Below are 17,436 nucleotides of genomic sequence, written 5' to 3'. Positions count from 1 at the left end.
TGGCCATAAGGGATGTCAGCGCATGGCAAGGGCCAGCTCGCGCGCGGCGACGATCTGCGCGATGCCGCGCCGCCCGCCCGTGCGGTCCAGCTGCACCACGAGGTCGACGACGGAACAGGCATAGGCAATCGTGTCGGCACGCGACAGGCCCAGGCCGGACTGCAGCACCATCAGCGCCAGTTGCTCCAGCGCGCCCTGCGGCGAGTTGGCGTGGATGGTGGTGAAGGAGCCGGGATGGCCGGTGTTGATGGCGCGCAGAAAGCTGACCGCCTCCTTTCCGCGCAGCTCGCCGAGCACGATGCGGTCGGGCCGCAGCCGCAGGGCCGCCTGCAGCAGGTCGTCGGTGGTGAGCCTGGCTTCGCCGAGTTCGCCCTTGACCGCGACCAGCGCGAGCTTGTTGCCCTCGCCGGTGTGGATCTCGGGCGTGTCCTCGATCAGCACCACACGCTCGCCGCCGGGCACCTCGCGCAGCAGGGAATTGAGGAAGGTGGTCTTGCCGCTGGAGGTGCCGCCGCTGATCAGTATGGTGGCCCGTGCGGCGACGGCGCGGCGCAAAGTTCCTACCGGGTCGGCCGCATCGATCCGCAGGCCGGTGTCCGCCTTGCCCACGCGCGCGCTTTGCGCGTAGTCGGCGAGGCTGACTTCCCTGAGCCGGTGCCGGCGTATGGCCAGCGCCCAGTGCCCGCGCGTCGCGGGCGGGGCAACGACCTGCAGGCGCGCGCCGCCCGGCAAGGTGGCCGACAGCAGCGGCCAGGTGCGGCTGACGCCCTGGTGGGTAACCCGCGCGACCTGCTCGCTGAGGCGGCGCAGCAGGGTGTCGTCCACGGCGGGCGCGGCCACCCTGCGCATGGCGTCTTCGCCGGCCACTTCGAGCCAGACCTCGCCGGGACGGTTGACGATGATCTCCGACACCTCGTCACCCTCCAGCCACTCCCGGAAAGGTTCGAGGTAGGCGCCGAGGTAGACGGACCCGAAGGCCTCCCGGGATTTTTCGGCAAAGACAGCGTCGTTCATTTGGCGGCGGCCTCCCGCGTGACGGCGGCGAAATCCAGGTCGCGCGCGGTGAAGACGCGAATCGGCGAGCCCTGGGGCACCTTGATGGTGGGCGGTATCTGCGCGTCGCGCTGCACCGCCACCGCGGCGGCGCTTTGCGAGCCCGAAATCACCACCGACGCGCTGCCCACCGCGGCAAGCACGTCGACCACCGACAGCAGGATGGCCGAGCCGAAGCGCGCGAAGAAATGCGTGTCCACCTCGCCGGCCAGGCCGGTGTTGCCCGCGAAGTCGGTCGCGGGCGAGGCCAGCGCGATGGAAGCGCCGTCCGGCCGTATCAAACGCGACCACAACACATAGGCGCGCTTCTGGCCGTTGGCCACGCCGCTTTTGTACTGCCCGACCAGGCGCGAGGCGCGCGGGATCAGCACGCGCGAACCGTCGAACGAGCGTATGTCCTGGCTGACGACGGCGCGCGCGAAGCCGGGCAGGTCGCTGTCGATGGCGGTTTCCAGCACGGCCGCGATCAGGGTGCCCTGGATCACGGTGTGGCCGGGGTCGGCCAGGCGGGTGGCCGTGACGGTATCCGCGCTGCTGCTGCCTATGCGCTCGGCGAAGGACTCGTCGGCCGACAGCGGCTGCTGCGGGCCGCGCGCGGCGCTCGCGGGCGCCGCTGCGGCGACGGCCGCCGCCGGTGGCGAAGCGGGTCTGGATTCGGCCGCCGCGATGTCCAGGATCAGCGCAGGCGCACGCAGGCGGTTCTCCATAGCGTCGGCCGGTGCCACAGGCGGCGCGGCCATGGGCGGCTCGGTTTTCACGACAGGCGCGGGAAGCTCTGCCGCAGGTGAAGCCGAGGCGACGGGAGAGGCCGCCGGCGACGTGCGCTGCGAGGACATGCCCCAGAAGGCGGCGCCTCCCAGCAGCAGCGCGCAGGTGATGCCCATCAAGGTGCCGAGGCGGTCGCCGCGCTGCACATGGCCGGCAACGATGGGAAAGCCGTTGCGGCTGGCGTTCGCGAGCGCTTGCCCCGTCATGCCTTCGCGCGGGTCGGGGTGCGGGCCGGTCTTGCCTGTCATCGGTATATCTCCTGGTTTGCGGGGTTGTGGCGGGTTGTGCCGGGGGCCGGGGCGGGCGCCGTGAGGTTGGTCAAGGTGGCCGTATCGCTGCCCGCGCGCAGCACCAGCTGGCGCATCACGCCGTCGACGACGATGGTGCCGCCGCGCATCGAATAATTGACCGGGCCCTCGACGCCGCCGTCTCCCGCGACCAGGATGGCGGGCAGCGGCGTGTCCTTGCCCCAGTCCAGGTAGACGGCGCGGCCGTCGTCAAACACATGGGCCGGCAGCAGCTTGCCGGAACCCTGCCGGCCCCAGGCGAAGTTGAGGTTCGCCGCGCGTTCGGCGAACTCATTCGGCGCGGCGGCGGCCGGGGGCTGCGCCGCGGGCTCAACGGCCGGGGCCGGCGCTGGGGCCGGCGGCGCGGGGTAGGAAAAGCGCAGGCTGTACAGCACCGCGTTCGGGCGCGCCGCCGTGCGCAGATCGAACAGGTAGACACGCTTGTCGGTGACCACAGTCATATTGGTCACCGCGCCGCGCATGACCGGCTTGAGGAACAGCACGTTGGCACGCTTGTTGGGTGTGACCTGCCAGGCCAGGCTGTCGCCCACGGCAACGTTCTCTATCTTCTCGTCATCACCGAAGGCAATCAGCGACTGGAAGCCTTCGAGGCCCGCAATGGCAACGATGTCGGAAGGGCTGTAGGCCACGCTGCGCACGCGGCCCTCGTCCAGCGCGTGCGTGGCCGGCGCGGCCAGGGCCAGCGCCGCGCCGCAAAGGGCGGGCCAAAGCGCCGCTTTCAAAAATACATGTTTCATGGTGTCTTGTTGTCCTTGAAAGGCGAAGAGGTTTGTGCACGCGCACCCAGGTGCCGTGTCCGTTCACCGGCGGCGGATGCCGCGGGCACCGGCATGGCGGAAACCAGTTGCACCGCGCGCGACTGTGGCGCTGCGCCGTGGGCAGCGGCCGCCGCGGGTGGACGATAGCTGGCCGCAACCAGCTGCCGAACGCGTTCATCGCGGCCGGCCTCGTGCGCATGGCCGGCCCCGGGAAGCCCCGGTGCCGCGGCGGCGGCCGGCCCAAGGGGCTGCGGAGGCAGAGCCGGCCGGCTGTCGCCGCCCTGCCCTTCGCCCGCGGCGCGCGGCAAACGCCAGCCGCTGGTCAGCGACGCCGCGGCCTTCAGGCTGATGGCCATCAGCGCGGTGTAAATGCAGGAGGCCAGCAACAAGCCCACCGCCAGGCGCATGGACGGCGCACCGCCGGCGGCGGACAGGGCCTGGACCATGGGCGACAGCAGCATCAGCCCGCCGGCACCGACCAGCACCGTGACCAGCGGCACCAGCGCGAACAGCGCCACGCTTTTAAGCCAGCCCTCAAACAGGCCGCGCGTGGCACCGAACAGGGCCAGCACCATGAACAGCGGCCCGATGGCGAGCAGCGCGGCCAGCGTGATCTTGGCGACGATCAGCACCCCGGCGGTCCCCAGCAACAGCAGCAGGCCGCTGAACCAGAGCAGGTCGGACGGTGACAGTCCCGCCGATTTTTTGGCGGCATCGGACGCGGGCGCGGACGCCGCGGAACTGGCGCCGGCCGCGTCGGCCACGGTGCTGAACATGCGGTCCAGCTGGCCCGCGAAAAATTCCGTCGCCGAGCCCTGGCTGCCTATCACCAGCCGCGCCACCTCGTCGGGCGCGCCCACGGCGAGGTTCCACACCACCTGCTGGTAGGCGACCCAGGAGCTCGCGAAGGTCAGCACCAGGCCCAGCGTCAGCGCGCGCGGCGTGAGCAGCGACAGCCTCAGCGCCGTGCGGCCGGTGAGCAGGTTCAGCGCGAGCAGCGCGATGTAGAGCGTCAGCACCGCCGTCAGCGCGAGCGACAGCGCGCCGTGGGCGCCGAAGAAGCGCTCAAACGCGAAGGCGGTGGCCTGCTTCATGCCGCAGTCCACGCCGCGCAGGACTTCGGTGATGCCGGAGGGCCCGTCGAAGTTCAGGCTAGTGCAACTCATGCCGCCACCCCCCTGTGAACATCCGCCGGTGAATCCCCGGGCCAGCGCGCGCGGGTCAGCAGCGGGTACCAGGCCGCCGGGTCGTCGCCGACGCGCGCGCGGATCATGTCGAGCCGGCGCACGGCCGACTCGCGCCCCGACAGCACCATCAGCATGTCGTCCATGCCCGACAGGTCCAGCCGCGCCACCACCGAGTGGTTGGCGTGGCGGATCAAAAAGCAGCGGCTGTGCGCCGGCAGCGCGCGTATCAGGTCCAGCTCGTGCGGCGTGAGGCCGAAACCCGCGCAGTAGTCTTCCTCGCGCGCCTTGGGGTTGGGCATGAAGACCATGGTGGCGGTCTGCTCCACCAGGGCCGAGGCGATGCGGCTGTCCAGCGCGTCGCGCGCGCTCTGGGTCGCGAAGCCGACGATGGCGTTGCGCTTGCGCAGGGTTTTCAGCCAGTCGCGCAGCTGCGCGGCGAAGACCTCGTCGTCCAGCGCCTTCCAGCCCTCGTCGATCAATATCATGGCCGGCTCGCCGTTGAGCCGCGCGTCTATGCGGTGGAACAAATACATCATGGCCGGCGTGCGCAGCCGCGGGTTGTCCAGCAGCGCCGTCATGTCAAAACCCAGGGTCATGCGGTCTATGTCGAGTTCGTCCCTGGCGTTGTCGAACAGCCAGGCGTGCTCGCCCTCGCCCACAAAGGGCGCCATGCGCGCGCACAGGTCGCCCTCTTCCGGCCTGCGCCCGCCCGACAGCAGCTCGCGGAAATAGCGCAGGCGGCGAAACGCGGGTGCATGGCCGAAGCAGGCGTCCACCGCGCCGGCCACCGTGGCCAGTTCCTCCGGCCCCCTGGCCTGCAGCAGCGTGCCCAGCCACTGGCACAGAAAGGCCCGGTTCTCCGCGGTATCGGCCAGGGCCAGCGGGTTCAGCCCCGTCGGCTCGCCCGGCACCAGGCGCGCATAGTGGCCGCCGGCCGCGCGCAAAAAGATTTCCGCGCCGCGGTCCTTGTCGAAAAACACCAGGCGCGGCGAGAACTTGGCCGCCTGCGCGGCCAGGAAATTGAGCACCACCGTCTTGCCCGAACCCGAGGGGCCTATGACCGTGAAGTTGCCGAGGTCGCCCTGGTGGAAGTTGAAGTGGTAAGGCGTGGCGCTGGTGGTCTCGAACAGGGTGGCGGCCGGGCCCCAGTGGTTGTTGGCCGCCTGCCCTGTGGAAAAGCCGTGCAGCGACAAAAAGCCGGCGGCGCTGGCCGTGGAGATCAGCGCGCGCCGCACCACATAGTCCTCGTTGCCGGGAAACTGGGCCCAGAAGGCGGGCTCGAGGTTGGTGTCTTCGCGCACGGCGACGGCGCCCATGTCGGCGATGGCCGCGGCCGCTTCGGCGATCGCGGCGTCGAGTTCCGGCAGGCCGGCGGCGCGCACCAGCACCGTCAAGTGGTGGTCACCGAAGCCGATGGCGCCGGCCGACAGCGCGTCCTTGGCGCTGAGCATTTCCATGCGCTCGGTGGCGCCGTCGTCATCGGCCACCTTGAGCCGGCGCAGCGCCAGGTCTATGCGCTCGCGGGCGATCTGCCGGTCCACCGGCGAGAAGGTTTCGGTGAGCACCAGTTCGTGCGGCAGGCGCAGCAGCGAATCCAGGACGCCGGGACGCGTCGCGGCCGGGTATTCCTTGACCGACAGCACGGCCGAGAAGCTGCGCCCCTGCGGCCCCGCGCTTTCCATCGCGTTGAGGCCGAAGCTCACGCGGCAGTAGGGAATGTGCCGGCCCAGGTCGACCTCGCCATCCTTGCCAGCCTCGCTGCCAGGCAGCGCAACGGGGCGCATCTCGCCGTTGTACAGCGCCGAGAGCAGCTCCAGCGGCTCGGAAAATTTCACGCCATGGCGCGAGACGATGCCGAGCACGCGCGCGCCGTAGGGCTGCAGGCCGCAGGCCAGCGCGGTCACCGCGGCGTTCAGCATGCGCTGGTCTTCATGGCTGGCGGTGCCGGCCGCCTGCATGCGCCGGCCCAGCTTTTCGGCCCAGCCGCTCTTGCCGCGCGCGGGGCGCCGTATCACGGTGAGGAACTGTTCATTGACAAACAGCCGGCGCTCGGCGAGGCGGGCCGTCCAGCGTTCATTGAGTTCGGCGGCGAAGGGCTGCTCGAAGCTGCCTTCGGGTTGCGGCGCGATCTCGCGGCGCACGATGTGGTGGTAGACGATGAAGCGCGCGTCCAGCGCGCTGCGCAGCAGCACCTCGCGCACCGACTGGTGGTGGTTCAGGGCCTCGGCGCTTTCGGTCTCGAAAGGCAGGCCGGGCAGGTGGAGGGTGCGCATCAGCGCGCCGTCGCGCAGGACCAGCGTGCCGTCGTCCAGGTGGCGGGCATAGGGCAGCCGGTCACCGGCGCGGACTTCGCGCCTGAGCCAGGCGGCGGGACTTTTCCAGGGCATGGGCGAACTCCTGAGGGTTGAGAGGCTAAGGGGCATAGCTGTTGCAGCCCCAGTGTTTCCAGTTGGGGACGCGCGAACACTTGCCGGCCTTGGCCAGCCAGAGGTCGAACACCCGGGGCTCGCGCAGGCAGGCCAGGTAGCCGGCGCAGTGGATGGCCAGCGCCAGCGGCAGCACGAGGAAGGATCGCGTCACCAGGAAGGCCTCCGTCGTGACCGAGGCGTTGAGCACAAAGAAGCTGTAGGTGACGCCGGCAAACATCTGCGGCCGGGTCAGCGCGCGGAACACCGGGTGGGATTGCAGCGCGCCCATGGCTTAGCGGGCCGCGCCGGCGGCGCCCTGTATGCCCGACACAATCGCGGCCGAGCCGAACAGGATGAAGCAGCCCAGCACCACGGTCGCGCCGAAGCGCCAGTTCATGCGCCCGCTCAGCATCAGGAAGCCGACCATGGCGACGGCGATCACGGCGGCTGCCGTGGCGAGGTTGCCGAGCAGGGTGCCCTGCAGCCAGATCAGGGCCGCCAGGATGGGGCCCGAGCCCTGCGGGTCGGCCACGGGCGCGGCGATCGCGAGGCTGCCGACCGGCAGTGAGGCCACGGCCCGGGCGGCAAAGCCCGCCAGGTTGAGAGCGCTGTGTATCAGTCGTTTAGGGGACATGGAGGATTCCTTTTTGAGGGTTGATGGAAGTTGCGGGGTGGGTGGAATGGGTGGAGTGAGTGGGAGTGGTGCCGGGTGCTGCGGCCGATGCGGTGATGCGGCCGAGAACGGCGTTGACGTAGTCGCGGGTTTCCGCGATGTCGGGCACGCCGCCGGCGGCCGCTACGCGGGCCGGGCCCGCGTTGTAGGCGGCCAGGGCCGACGGCAGGTCGCCAAAACGGTCCATCTGCTGGCGCAGGTAGCGCGCGCCGCCTTCGAGGTTGTCCAGCGGGTCATGGGGGTCGACGCCGAGTTCGCGCGCGGTGTCCGGCATCAGCTGGGCCAGGCCTATGGCCCCCTTGGGCGATAGCGCGCCGGTGTTCCAGCGGCTTTCCTGCCAGACCAGCGCCTCCACGAGCGCGGGGCTCAGCGCATGCCGGGCGGCGATGCGCTCAAGCTGCGGCCGCCAGGCGGCGGGCATGGCGGCAGTGGCACCGGTGGCGGCCGCGCGGACGCGGTCAGCGGCGCGCACCAGCACGGCGCCGTCCGCGCCTATCTCCAGCACGCTGCAGGGCGCGGCCGGGCTGGCCAGCAGCAGCGCGGCGGCAAGACCCGCGGCGCCGGCGGGAAAAAGGTAGGTGGGAGAGGGCACGTACGGGCATCCTTGTTGTTGAATGCCCGCAGTATCAAAAACCCGCATTGCCGCGGAATTTCAGCTTTATTTCAGTGTGTTGCAGGCCGGGCCGGACCCGGGGCAATCGCGGTATCATCCCTCGCAAACCCCCGCCCCACCGTGAACCTCTCCACACGCCTACTGATCGTTGACGACGATGCCGGAATCCGGGAACTGGTCTCGTCCTTTCTGGAGAAGCACGGTTTCCACGTCGATACGGCGGGCGACGTGCGCGAGATGCGCGCCAAGCTCGAGCAAGGCGGCTACGCCCTGATCGTGCTGGACGTCATGCTTCCCGGCGAAGACGGGCTCAGCGCGCTCAGGGCCCTGCAAAAAAGCGGTGGCCCGCCGGTCATCATGCTGTCGGCCGTGGGCTCGGACATAGACCGCATCGTCGGGCTCGAGATAGGCGCGGAAGACTACCTGGCCAAACCCTGCAACCCGCGCGAGCTGCTCGCGCGCATCCGCACGGTGCTGCGCCGTAGCGCCGGCGCGCCGCAGGTTTCCGCGCCACCTGAAGGCGGGAAGGTGGACGAGGACAGCGAGGTGCTGAAGTTTTCGGGCTGGCGCATAGACCTGCGCTCGCGCGTTTTGTACGATCCCGCGAATGCCGTGGTCACCCTGTCCGACGGCGAGTTCCGCCTGCTGCGCGCCTTCACGCAGCACCCGCGCCGTGTGCTGACGCGCGACCAGCTGCTGGACTATGCGCTGGGCTCCGACAAGGACACCTACGACCGCGCCATCGACGTGCAGATCAGCCGGCTGCGCCGCAAGCTCGCCTTCGGCGAGGAACGCGCCGACCTGATACGCACGGTGCGCAACGAGGGTTATATGTTTGTGCCGGCGGTCGCCCGGGCTTAGCGAGCGAATGGGGGCCGCGCGGCGGCCGCAAGGTCTGCAACACAGCTGCAATATCCGGACATCCGGCGGCAACATGGCGGCGCGACGCTAGGGGCTCCATCAACCACATGAGTGACCCATGAACCACAAACACGTTTTATTGCCCCATGAACCGCAGCACGGCCACAGCCTGGCCGAGGACCTGCCCCGGCTTTCGTCCCAGCTGCTGCAGCGCCGCCAGGCGCTGGCCTGGCTGGGCGCCGCGGCGGCGCCGGCACTGCTGGTCGCGGGCTGCGGGGGCGGCTCCTCGGGCAGCTCGTCGGGAAGCAGCACCACGGCAAGCAGTTCGACGAGTTCGAGCAGCACCTCGAGCAGCGGCGCCTGCATCGCCGACCCGACGGAAACAGGCGGCCCCTACCCGGCCGACGGCACCAACAGCTCGTCGGGCGCGACCTCGGACGTGCTGACCGCCAGCGGCATCGTGCGCAGCGACATCCGCAGCAGCTTCATCAGCTCCAGCACCGTGGCGCCGGGCGTGCCGCTCACCCTCACCCTGACGCTGGTGAACACCAACGCAAGCTGCGCGGCCCTGTCGGGCTATGCGATTTACCTGTGGCACTGCGACCGCAGCGGGCTGTATTCGCTGTACAGCGCGCCCACCGAGAGTTACCTGCGCGGCGTGCAGGTCACCGACAGCGCGGGCCAGGTGACCTTCACCACGATTTTCCCCGCCTGCTATTCCGGCCGCTGGCCGCACATGCATTTCGAGGTGTTTTCCAGCCTCGCGACCGCGACGGTGGGCACGAACTCGGTGCTGACTTCCCAGCTGGCCATGCCCAGCGCGACCTGCTCCGCGGTCTACCCCAACGTCACGGGCTACAGCGCCAGCGTCTCGAACTTCGCGGCGGTGTCCCTCGCCAGCGACAACGTGTTCGGCGACAACAGCGCAGCCCAGATCGCGGCCATGACACCCACCTTCGCCGGCAGCGCCGCCGCGGGTTACACGGCGACCGCCACCATAGGCGTCGCCCGGTAGCGGGTGGGGAGCATCCCGTGAGCGCGCGGGATGCAATGCGAGGAGGCAGTCTCCGCGTTTGAGCGCTGCAGTTATGGGGGCAACCCGGCCTCAAAGCGCGCCAGCTCTTCCTCCACAGTCCCGCGCCCGCCGAAATCCCGCTGGGCTCTACCGTACCAATAAGCGGCGTTGTCCAGGTCGCCCTCCTGGACATGCAAAATGCCGTGCAGCCAGGCGGCCGTTTGTGACTCATCGCTTTGCACAAGGGTATGCGCCTCATCCCATCGCCCCGCATGCGCGCAAAGCAGGGCTTCGCGAAGAATGTCCATTTTTAATACTCCTTGAACTGAATGCAGCTATGGCTGCGAAATCTTTCCCGGCCTGCGCGGGCGCGGGGCCGGGGCCGCCCGTTCCTTGCGATCACGCGGGCCGGCGACGGGCGCATGTTGCGCCATCAGCCCGGCCACCCACTCGATAAACACCCGCAGCTTGGCGCTCACATGGCGGTTCGGCGGAAAGGCCACATAAAGCGGCATGGGGTCCAGGCGCCAGTCCTGGAACAGCGGCACCAGCTCGCCGCTGTCCACGTGCGCCACGGCCATGTAGTCCGGCAGCCACAGCACGCCCAGGCCCGCCAGGCCGGCCGCGAGGTAGGCATTGCCGTCGTCAAAGGCAAACAGGTGCCGGCCCTGCACCTTGATACTCTCGTCGCCGCGGTGCATGGCATAGGGAAAGGCCTTGCCGGTGCGCGCCCACAGAAAACCGACGATGTGGTGCTGTGTGCCCTCCAGGTCCCGCGGGTGCGAGGGCGTGCCGACGCGATCCAGGTAGCCGGGCGCGGCATACACCCCCAGCTGCAGGTCGGCCACGCGGCGGGCGACGAGCGACTGGTCGGTGAGTTCGCCGCCGCGCACCACGCAGTCCACGTTGTCGCCTATCACGTCGACCATGCGGTCGCTGACACCCATGTCGAGCTGGATCTCGGGGTAACGCGCATGAAAGTCCGGCAGGGCCGGCACCAGGATCATGCAAGCCAGCGGGCTGGGAACATCGACCCGCAGCCGGCCCCTGGGCGAGGCCGAAGCGCTGGACAGGCTGGTCTCGGCATCGTCCACGTCGGCCAGCACGCGCAGCACGCGCTCGTAGTAGGCCGCGCCGTCGGCCGTGAGCTTGACCTGGCGTGTGGTCCGGTTGAGCAGCCGCACGCGCAGCCGCGCCTCGAGCTGCTGCACCAGCTGGGTCACGCTGGTCTTACTCATGTGCAGCGTCTCGGCCGCCCTGGTGAAGCTGCCCGCTTCCACCACGCGCGCGAAGGCCTGCATTGCGTCGAAACGGTCCATGTGTGCTTTCTTCCCGGCCTGGGTGATTGTTTGGATTCTACGAACAGTGTTGGGTGGGCTTGCCTGTTTATCGGGAAGGCACTGCCTTCTACAGTGTCTTCATCGTGAACCACGGGCCGGCTTCGGCCTATTTGCAAGGAGAGATTGATGGCACAACGTGAAGTTGTTTTCCCGCCCGGGCGCCGGGCGCTTTATGAACGCAACCGGTATTCACCGGCGGTGAAGTCCAACGGCTTCCTGTTTGTGTCGGGCCAGGTCGGCAGCCGCGAGGACGGCTCTCCCGAGCCCGACCTGGAGGCGCAGGTCCGGCTCGCCTTCGACAACCTGAACGCCGTCCTGAAAGCCGCGGGCTGCAGCTTCGACGACGTGGTGGATGTCACCGTTTTCATGGTGGATCCGGAATCGACGTTCGAGACGGTCTGGAAAATCGTGCCGGACTACTGGGGCGAGGCGCCCCACCCCACGCTGACGGGTGTGGGCGTGACCTGGCTCTACGGCTTTCAGTTCGAGATCAAGGTGATTGCCAGGCTTGCATCAGCACAATGATGGCGGCCGCGACGGACGCTCATTCGGCCGCCACCCGGCGGTAGCTGCTGGGCGTGAGGCCCGTCGTGGCCCGAAAGACCGCCGAAAAATGCGCGTGGCTCGCAAAGCCGGTGTCCAGCGCGATCGTGGTGAGCGGCGCGTCGGTGCGGCAAAGCAGCTCCCGCGCGCGCTTCAGGCGCCGCGCCTGGATGTATTGATGCGGCGTCGCCGAGAAAGTCATCTTGAACGCGCGGGAAAACCTGACCACGCCCATGCCCAGCGCGGCGGCCATGGCCGCGGCTGCCGGAGGCTCCTGCAGGTTGGCATCGACAAAGGTTTCCAGCCATTCGCGCGCCTGCAGGTCCAGCCCGGCGCTGTCCGGCTGGCGCGCATCGGCCGCCAGTTGCAGCCGCACCACCCTGTCGACCAGCGTGCGCGAAATTGCTTCGGAATACTCGGAGCCCAGCGGCTCGCCGCTTCGGTGGCAGGCCGTCAGGCGTCGCACAAGCCGCTTCAAGTCGTTGTCGGCGAACTGGTAGAGCGAGCGCAGGCCAAAGCGCCCCGCCACGCCCTCATCGTCGGCCGGCAGCCAGCCAGGCGGTAGCGCGACGACAAGGCTGATGGTCGCAACCCTGTCGCTGACCGCGTTCATACGCACACCCCGCGCGAACAAGTCAAAGCGCAGCGGCGCCTGGCGAAATTCCACGCAGTGCCCCTCCCCGTCGGCGGTTTCCACCCGGGAGCCGACATCGTCGCGAAACACCAGCATGGGCGTGTCCACATAGAGCTCGTACAGGCCGGGGTCCATATTGCATTGCAACAGGGGCAGGCCGGGCCAGGTCTCGTCGGTCAGGGGCGATGCGGGCATCGGCGCATCTGGAAGCCGGCCACTGACTACAGGCTTACAAAAGACCGGGAAGCACGGAGAGGGTTTTCCTGATGGGCGGCCATCGCGATTTTGAAAGACGGGCTTGCGGGCTTCGCGCCAAATTCCGGGCTGAGCCGCCGCAAAGCGCGGCCACCTGGAGACAACAGCATGCAGCAGAACGATTTTTTTACCGGCCGCGCCACAGCCCGCGCCATCTTCGGGCCCTTCCTGCTGGCGGCGGCGCTGGCGCTGGGCTTGGCCGGCTGCGCCACGGCGCCCACGGCGCAGCAGGCGCCGCCGGCCCAGGTCGACGGCGCGCGCCTGGGCAAGGTGGTGGGCTGGCTCAAGGCCGACGTCGCGGCCAACCGCTTTCCCGGCGCCGTGGTGCTGGTGATGCAGGACGGCAAGGTGCTGCTGCACGAGGCCGTCGGCTGGGCCGACAAGGACCGCGGGGTGGCCATGGCGACCAACAGCATCCACCCTATCGCCTCATCGACCAAGCTGGTCACCACCGTCGCCGCCCTGCGGCTGTTCGAGGAGAACCGGCTGAAGGTGATGGCGCCCATTGCCACCTACCTGCCGGAGCTGGCCAACCTGCGCGTGGCGCGCCGCGACCCGGCCGGCAACCCCACGAGCGAGCTTGTGGCGGCGGCGCGCCAGCCCACGGTGCACGACCTGATGACACACCGCGCCGGCTTCACCTACTTCTTCTTTCCGAAAAACCCCCTGCGCGACCGCTACCGGGAGCTTGGCATAGACCGCATCGACGCGGACGACGCGCCCGAGATGATGCGCAAGCTGGCGACGCTGCCGCTGGCCTTCGAACCCGGGTCGTCCTTTGAATATTCGATCGCCACGGACCTGCTGGGACACATCATCGAGCGGGTCACGGGCAAGCCGCTGGACAAAGCCCTGGGCGAGCTGGTGCTGGAGCCGCTGAAGATGCGCGACACCAGCTTCCAGGTCAGCGGCGCCGCGCTGCCGCGGCTGGCGCGCCCGTTTGCGAACGATCCCGACAAATGGGTCTTCGACTGGCTGGACGTGAGCAAACCGCCCAGGCGTTTTTCGGGTGGGGCGGGGCTGGCCTCCACGGCGAGCGACTACGCGCGGCTGCTGCAGATGATGCTCAATGAAGGCGAACTCGAGGGTACCCGGCTGCTCTCGCCGGCCACGGTGCGCTGGGCGATGTCGGACCAGATCGGCAGCACGCGCGGCGTGGCGCATCCCGGCGACGGCTACGCCTGGAACCTGTTCAACCCCGTGCGCACCCAGGCCGGCGGCCCGGTGTTCCCGGGGAGCGTGGGCGACATCTTCTGGGGCGGCATCACCGGCCCGCGCTATTTCATGGACCCCAGGCAACGCCTTGTCGGTGTGCTGTTTTTGCTGCGCCCCTCCGAGCGGGCGGCGGTGCATGCCGAATTCCGGGCCATGGTTTACGGCGCGATGAAATAGGCCGCGCCAGCCATCCATCCATCAAGTCCGCCGGGAAAGTTTCCTGAAGCGCAGAGCGCTGCCCGCGCTCAGCGGCAGGGGTTCAAGGGACTGTGTCTCGCACGAAAATCGAGCTCGACTGGCGCAGGCTTTGACTTTCCCCCGCCCCGCACTCTCCCGTCGCCGCAAGCCGGCAACCGTCCCTGTACTTCGCGGCCTCGGCTTCTATCCAGGCCCTGAACAATGCCAGCATGCCGTTGCCCAGCTTCTGTTCGGGACAGACCAGGTAGTAGCGGCGGTCGCTGAGAAACTCGTGCCGGGTCAGTTGCACCAGGCGGCCCTGCGCCAGGTCGTCTTCGATCAGGAAGCGCGGGATCAGCGCCAGGCCTTGGCCGTGAATGGCCGCTTGCACCGCCATCGAAAAAAGCTCCATGCGCGCACCGGCCATGTCGCCGGCGACATCAAGCCCCAGGGACGCGAACCACTGGCGCCAGGCATACGGCCGTGTGCTCATCTGCAGCAGCGGCAGGCCTTGCACATCGGCGGGCTTGAGCACCTGCCTGGGTGTCACCAGCGCCGGGCTGCCGACGGCCACCATGCTTTCGTCCATCAGGAAGGACGACTGTGTGCCGGGCCAGCCCGCCTCGCCGGCGCAGATGGCGGCGTCCAGCGTGGTTTCGGCAAACAGGAAAGGCCGTGTGCGGGACGACAGGTGCACCGTGATCTCGGGATGCTGGCGCTGGAAGCCCCCCAGCCTGGGCAGCAACCACTTCGCCGCGAAGGTGGGCACCACGCCCAGTTCGAGCACACCGCCTGTGCCGCCCCTGGCCATCATCTCCAGCGTGTCGCGCTCCACGTCGTCCAGCCGCGCGCGCACCCGGCGGGCGTAGTGAATGCCCGCATCCGTCAGCAGCACGCCGCGTTTGGTGCGCCTGAACAGCTTGACGTCCAGGAAATCCTCCAGCCCCGCGACCTGCCGGCAGACGGCGCTCTGGGTCACCGAATGCTCTTGCGCCGCGTGGGTGAAGCTCTGGTGGCGCGCCGCGGATTCAAACAAGGCGAGTGCGGTGGTGGAGGGGATTTTTCGGCGCATGGCTGCGGGCTTTCCTGCGGGCAAGGTTGTCGGAATTCTTTTTGGGCACACACAGGTGCCGAATCATCGTTTGTGAAGGGCGGCTTGCGCCTTTAAGCTTTTCCCATTGACTGGTTCTTTCCCGGAGATTCCCATCCCATGGCTTCCCCTTCTTCCGCCCTGCGCCCGCCGCCGCTGAGCGGCATCCGCGTGCTGGACTTGTCGCGCGTGCTGGCCGGCCCCTGGGCCGGGCAACTGCTGGCCGACCTCGGCGCCGACGTCGTCAAGGTCGAGAAGCCGCAGGGCGGCGACGACACCCGCGCCTGGGGGCCGCCCTACCTCAAGGACGCCTCGGGCCGGGACACCGGCGAAGCCAGTTACTTTCTGTGCGCCAATCGCAACAAGCGCTCGGTCGCCATCGACATCGCCACGCCCGAAGGCCAGGCGCAGGTGCGGGCGCTGGCCGGCCAGGCCGACGTGCTGCTGGAGAACTTCAAGGTGGGCGGCCTCAAGCGCTATGGGCTGGATTACGCCAGCCTGAAGGACGGCCACCCACGCCTGGTGTATTGCTCCATCACCGGTTTCGGGCAGACCGGGCCGTATGCGGCGCGCGCGGGCTACGACTTCCTGATCCAGGGCATGGGCGGCCTGATGAGCGTGACCGGCGGCGCGGACGGCGAGCCGGGTGCCGGCCCGCAAAAGGTCGGCGTGGCGCTGACGGACATCATGACCGGCCTGTACGCGACGGTGGCGGTGCAGGCCGCGCTGGCGGAGCGCGAGCGCTCCGGCCTGGGGCAGCACATCGACCTGGCGCTGCTGGACGTGCAGATCGCCTGCCTGGCCAACCAGGCCTCCAACTACCTGGCCGGCGGGCAGCTGCCGCGCCGCATGGGCAATGCGCATCCCAACATCGTGCCCTACCAGGACTTTCCGACGGCGGACGGCGACATCATCCTGGCGGTCGGCAACGACGAGCAGTTCGCCCGCTTCTGCGCCGTCGCGGGCCACGCCGAATGGGCGCGGGACCCGCGCTTTGCGAGCAACGCGCAGCGCGTGGCCCACCGGGCCGTGCTGCTGCCTTTGCTGAGGCAGGCCACGGTGATGCGCAGCTCGCCGGACTGGATCGCCGCGCTGGAGGCCGCCGGTGTGCCCTGCGGCCCCATCAACCGCATCGACGAGGTGTTTGCCGACCCGCAGGTGCAGGCCCGCGGCCTGCGCATGGCCCTGCCCCACCCCCTGGCGGGCGAGGTGCCGCTGGTGGCCAACCCCATCCGCCTTTCCGGCTCGCCCGTCAGCTACCACAGGCCCCCGCCGCTGCTGGGCCAGCACACGGCCGAGGTCCTCGCGCAGTGGCTGGCTGATGGCGCCGCACGGGCCTGAACCCGCATTCGCTTTTTTACACAGGGCCGGCACATCCTAGTGTTCGCCCGGCGCGGCGCGCAGGCGCGCCACCGTGGCGGGCAGGTCTTGCCAGGCGGGTTCGGCCGGCGCATAACGGCTGCGCATATAGCTGGCCAGCGCCGCGACCTGGCTGTCGTCCAGGCTGTGGCGGAAGGCCGGCATAAAGCCGATGTCCTTGCCGGCGGGCGCGCTGATACCTTCCAGAATCGTGCGCACCAGGTTGTCAGGCCGCGCGCTGTGCAGATTGCTGTTGAGCGCCAGCGGCACGTTCACGCCAAGCAAACGGGGGCCGTCACCGTCGTGGTGGCAGGAGGCGCAGGCGCCGTTGAAAAGGCGCTGGCCGGGGCCGGGCAGGCTGGTGGCGGACTGCCGCGCGGACAGCACCGCCTGCCGCGCGCGTTCGGCGCTTTCGGCCTCAGGAAGCGCTTCGTTGAAAGACGCCAGGTAGGCGGCCATGGCGCGAATGTCTTCATCAGGCAGCGCGGACAGCTGCTTCACCACGGGCGCCATGGGGCCGGCGGCGATGCCGTGTTGCGGCGCATACCCCTTGCGCAGGTAGGCATAGAGCTCCGAGGACGTCCAGGGCACGGGCGCGCGCGACAGCGCCGTGAGCGCGGGCGCCTCCCAGCCGTCGACCATGGCGCCGCCCAGGAAAGCCTGGCCGCCGCGCTCGGCGCCCACGGCGTTGCGCGGCGTATGGCAGGCGCCGCAGTGCCCCAGGCCGTTGACCAGGTAGGCGCCGCGGTTCCATTCGGCACTGCGCGCCGGGTCGGCGCTGTAGGGCGAGGCGTCGTGGAACAGCGCGTTCCAGCCGGCCATCAAGGGGCGCACACTGAAAGGAAAGTCCAGCCGGGTCGCGGGCGTGGCGGAACGCACGGCGGGCTGCGCCATCAGGTAGGCATACAGCGCGGTCAGGTCTTCGTCACTGGTTTTGGCGAAGGCACTATAGGGAAAGGCCGGGTACAGGTAACGGCCGTCGCGCGAAATTCCTTCGCGCATCGCACGCTGAAAGGCGCTGAAGGACCAGCTGCCTATGCCTGTTTCCACGTCGGGCGTGAGGTTGGTCGTGATGATCTTGCCGAAGGGCGTGTCCATGGCCCGGCCGCCGGCATTGGGAATGCCGCCCGGCGCGGTATGGCAGACCACGCAGTCGCCGGCGGCCGCGAGCCGGCGGCC

The 17,436-nt window shown here is 69.2% G+C and carries 18 protein-coding genes; 5 read left to right on the top strand and 13 right to left on the bottom strand.

Going from position 1 to position 17,436, the window contains the following annotated elements; translation table 11 throughout:
* Window positions 1-15: 15 nt before the first annotated feature.
* The 8 genes from virB11 to PMI15_RS21785 are packed head-to-tail and all read right to left on the bottom strand — an operon-like array spanning window position 16 to window position 7,747.
* Window positions 16-1,014: a P-type DNA transfer ATPase VirB11 gene (gene virB11, locus PMI15_RS21820; RefSeq protein ID WP_007874275.1), complete on the bottom strand. Its 999-nt coding sequence runs from the start codon at window positions 1,012-1,014 to the stop codon at window positions 16-18.
* The gene (locus PMI15_RS21815) at window positions 1,011-2,069 is read right to left on the bottom strand and encodes a TrbI/VirB10 family protein (protein ID WP_007874273.1); all 1,059 of its coding nucleotides are present in this window, start codon (window positions 2,067-2,069) and stop codon (window positions 1,011-1,013) included. Before PMI15_RS21815 ends, virB11 begins: the two co-directional genes overlap by 4 nt.
* On the bottom strand, window positions 2,066-2,866 hold the full coding sequence (locus PMI15_RS21810; RefSeq protein ID WP_007874271.1) for a TrbG/VirB9 family P-type conjugative transfer protein: 801 nt from the start codon (window positions 2,864-2,866) through the stop codon (window positions 2,066-2,068). Before PMI15_RS21810 ends, PMI15_RS21815 begins: the two co-directional genes overlap by 4 nt.
* Complete coding sequence (locus PMI15_RS21805) at window positions 2,863-4,053, bottom strand: type IV secretion system protein (RefSeq protein WP_007874269.1); 1,191 nt, start codon at window positions 4,051-4,053, stop codon at window positions 2,863-2,865. The genes PMI15_RS21810 and PMI15_RS21805 overlap by 4 nt, the downstream gene beginning before the upstream one ends.
* Complete coding sequence (locus tag PMI15_RS21800; RefSeq protein ID WP_007874268.1) at window positions 4,050-6,461, bottom strand: VirB4 family type IV secretion/conjugal transfer ATPase; 2,412 nt, start codon at window positions 6,459-6,461, stop codon at window positions 4,050-4,052. Before PMI15_RS21800 ends, PMI15_RS21805 begins: the two co-directional genes overlap by 4 nt.
* Before the next feature lie 25 nt (window positions 6,462-6,486).
* Entirely contained in the window at window positions 6,487-6,771 is a 285-nt protein-coding gene (locus PMI15_RS21795) for a type IV secretion system protein VirB3 (RefSeq protein ID WP_007874267.1), read from the bottom strand.
* 3 nt (window positions 6,772-6,774) lie between these two features.
* Window positions 6,775-7,116, bottom strand: coding sequence for a TrbC/VirB2 family protein (locus tag PMI15_RS21790; RefSeq protein ID WP_007874266.1), 342 nt, complete (start codon window positions 7,114-7,116; stop codon window positions 6,775-6,777).
* Window positions 7,106-7,747 carry a lytic transglycosylase domain-containing protein gene (locus tag PMI15_RS21785; RefSeq protein ID WP_007874265.1) on the bottom strand — a complete coding sequence of 214 codons (642 nt, stop codon included), beginning with the start codon at window positions 7,745-7,747 and terminating at the stop codon, window positions 7,106-7,108. The genes PMI15_RS21790 and PMI15_RS21785 overlap by 11 nt, the downstream gene beginning before the upstream one ends.
* 141 nt (window positions 7,748-7,888) lie before the next feature.
* Here PMI15_RS21785 and PMI15_RS21780 point away from each other — a divergent pair, with 141 nt between their 5' ends.
* Both PMI15_RS21780 and PMI15_RS21775 read left to right on the top strand, forming a co-directional pair.
* Window positions 7,889-8,629 carry a response regulator gene (locus PMI15_RS21780; RefSeq protein ID WP_007874264.1) on the top strand — a complete coding sequence of 247 codons (741 nt, stop codon included), beginning with the start codon at window positions 7,889-7,891 and terminating at the stop codon, window positions 8,627-8,629.
* Window positions 8,630-8,747: 118 nt separating this feature from the next.
* Window positions 8,748-9,644 carry an intradiol ring-cleavage dioxygenase gene (locus PMI15_RS21775; RefSeq protein ID WP_007874263.1) on the top strand — a complete coding sequence of 299 codons (897 nt, stop codon included), beginning with the start codon at window positions 8,748-8,750 and terminating at the stop codon, window positions 9,642-9,644.
* Between the two features lie 71 nt (window positions 9,645-9,715).
* On the opposite strand, the gene PMI15_RS21770 is transcribed toward PMI15_RS21775, so the two are convergent.
* Window positions 9,716-9,952 (bottom strand): hypothetical protein, encoded by a 237-nt coding sequence (locus tag PMI15_RS21770; RefSeq protein ID WP_007874262.1) that lies wholly within the window; start codon window positions 9,950-9,952, stop codon window positions 9,716-9,718.
* A gap of 27 nt (window positions 9,953-9,979) precedes the next feature.
* Window positions 9,980-10,963 (bottom strand): LysR family transcriptional regulator, encoded by a 984-nt coding sequence (locus tag PMI15_RS21765; RefSeq protein WP_007874256.1) that lies wholly within the window; start codon window positions 10,961-10,963, stop codon window positions 9,980-9,982.
* Between the two features lie 147 nt (window positions 10,964-11,110).
* Here PMI15_RS21765 and PMI15_RS21760 point away from each other — a divergent pair, with 147 nt between their 5' ends.
* The gene (locus tag PMI15_RS21760; RefSeq protein WP_007874254.1) at window positions 11,111-11,509 is read left to right on the top strand and encodes a RidA family protein; all 399 of its coding nucleotides are present in this window, start codon (window positions 11,111-11,113) and stop codon (window positions 11,507-11,509) included.
* A 19-nt stretch (window positions 11,510-11,528) separates the two neighbouring features.
* Here PMI15_RS21760 and PMI15_RS24155 read toward each other — a convergent pair whose 3' ends face one another.
* Window positions 11,529-12,356: an AraC family transcriptional regulator gene (locus tag PMI15_RS24155; RefSeq protein WP_007874252.1), complete on the bottom strand. Its 828-nt coding sequence runs from the start codon at window positions 12,354-12,356 to the stop codon at window positions 11,529-11,531.
* Window positions 12,357-12,524: 168 nt separating this feature from the next.
* On the opposite strand from PMI15_RS24155, the gene PMI15_RS21750 reads away from it, so the two are divergent.
* A complete protein-coding gene (locus PMI15_RS21750; RefSeq protein WP_007874250.1) occupies window positions 12,525-13,808 on the top strand; it encodes a serine hydrolase in 1,284 nt (427 codons plus the stop codon).
* An 82-nt stretch (window positions 13,809-13,890) separates the two neighbouring features.
* Here the strand turns inward: PMI15_RS21750 and PMI15_RS21745 are convergent, their stop codons facing one another.
* The gene (locus PMI15_RS21745) at window positions 13,891-14,880 is read right to left on the bottom strand and encodes a LysR substrate-binding domain-containing protein (RefSeq protein WP_007874248.1); all 990 of its coding nucleotides are present in this window, start codon (window positions 14,878-14,880) and stop codon (window positions 13,891-13,893) included.
* A gap of 138 nt (window positions 14,881-15,018) precedes the next feature.
* Between PMI15_RS21745 and PMI15_RS21740 the strand changes: the two genes are divergently transcribed.
* On the top strand, window positions 15,019-16,239 hold the full coding sequence (locus PMI15_RS21740) for a CaiB/BaiF CoA-transferase family protein (protein WP_007874246.1): 1,221 nt from the start codon (window positions 15,019-15,021) through the stop codon (window positions 16,237-16,239).
* 36 nt (window positions 16,240-16,275) lie between these two features.
* On the opposite strand, the gene PMI15_RS21735 is transcribed toward PMI15_RS21740, so the two are convergent.
* Window positions 16,276-17,436 (bottom strand): cytochrome c (locus PMI15_RS21735; protein ID WP_007874244.1); only part of this gene is annotated, 1,161 nt, incomplete at its 5' end.

This window comes from Polaromonas sp. CF318 (genome assembly GCF_000282655.1).
GTDB lineage: Bacteria > Pseudomonadota > Gammaproteobacteria > Burkholderiales > Burkholderiaceae_C > Polaromonas.
This window is presented reverse-complemented; position numbering and strand designations above follow the sequence as displayed.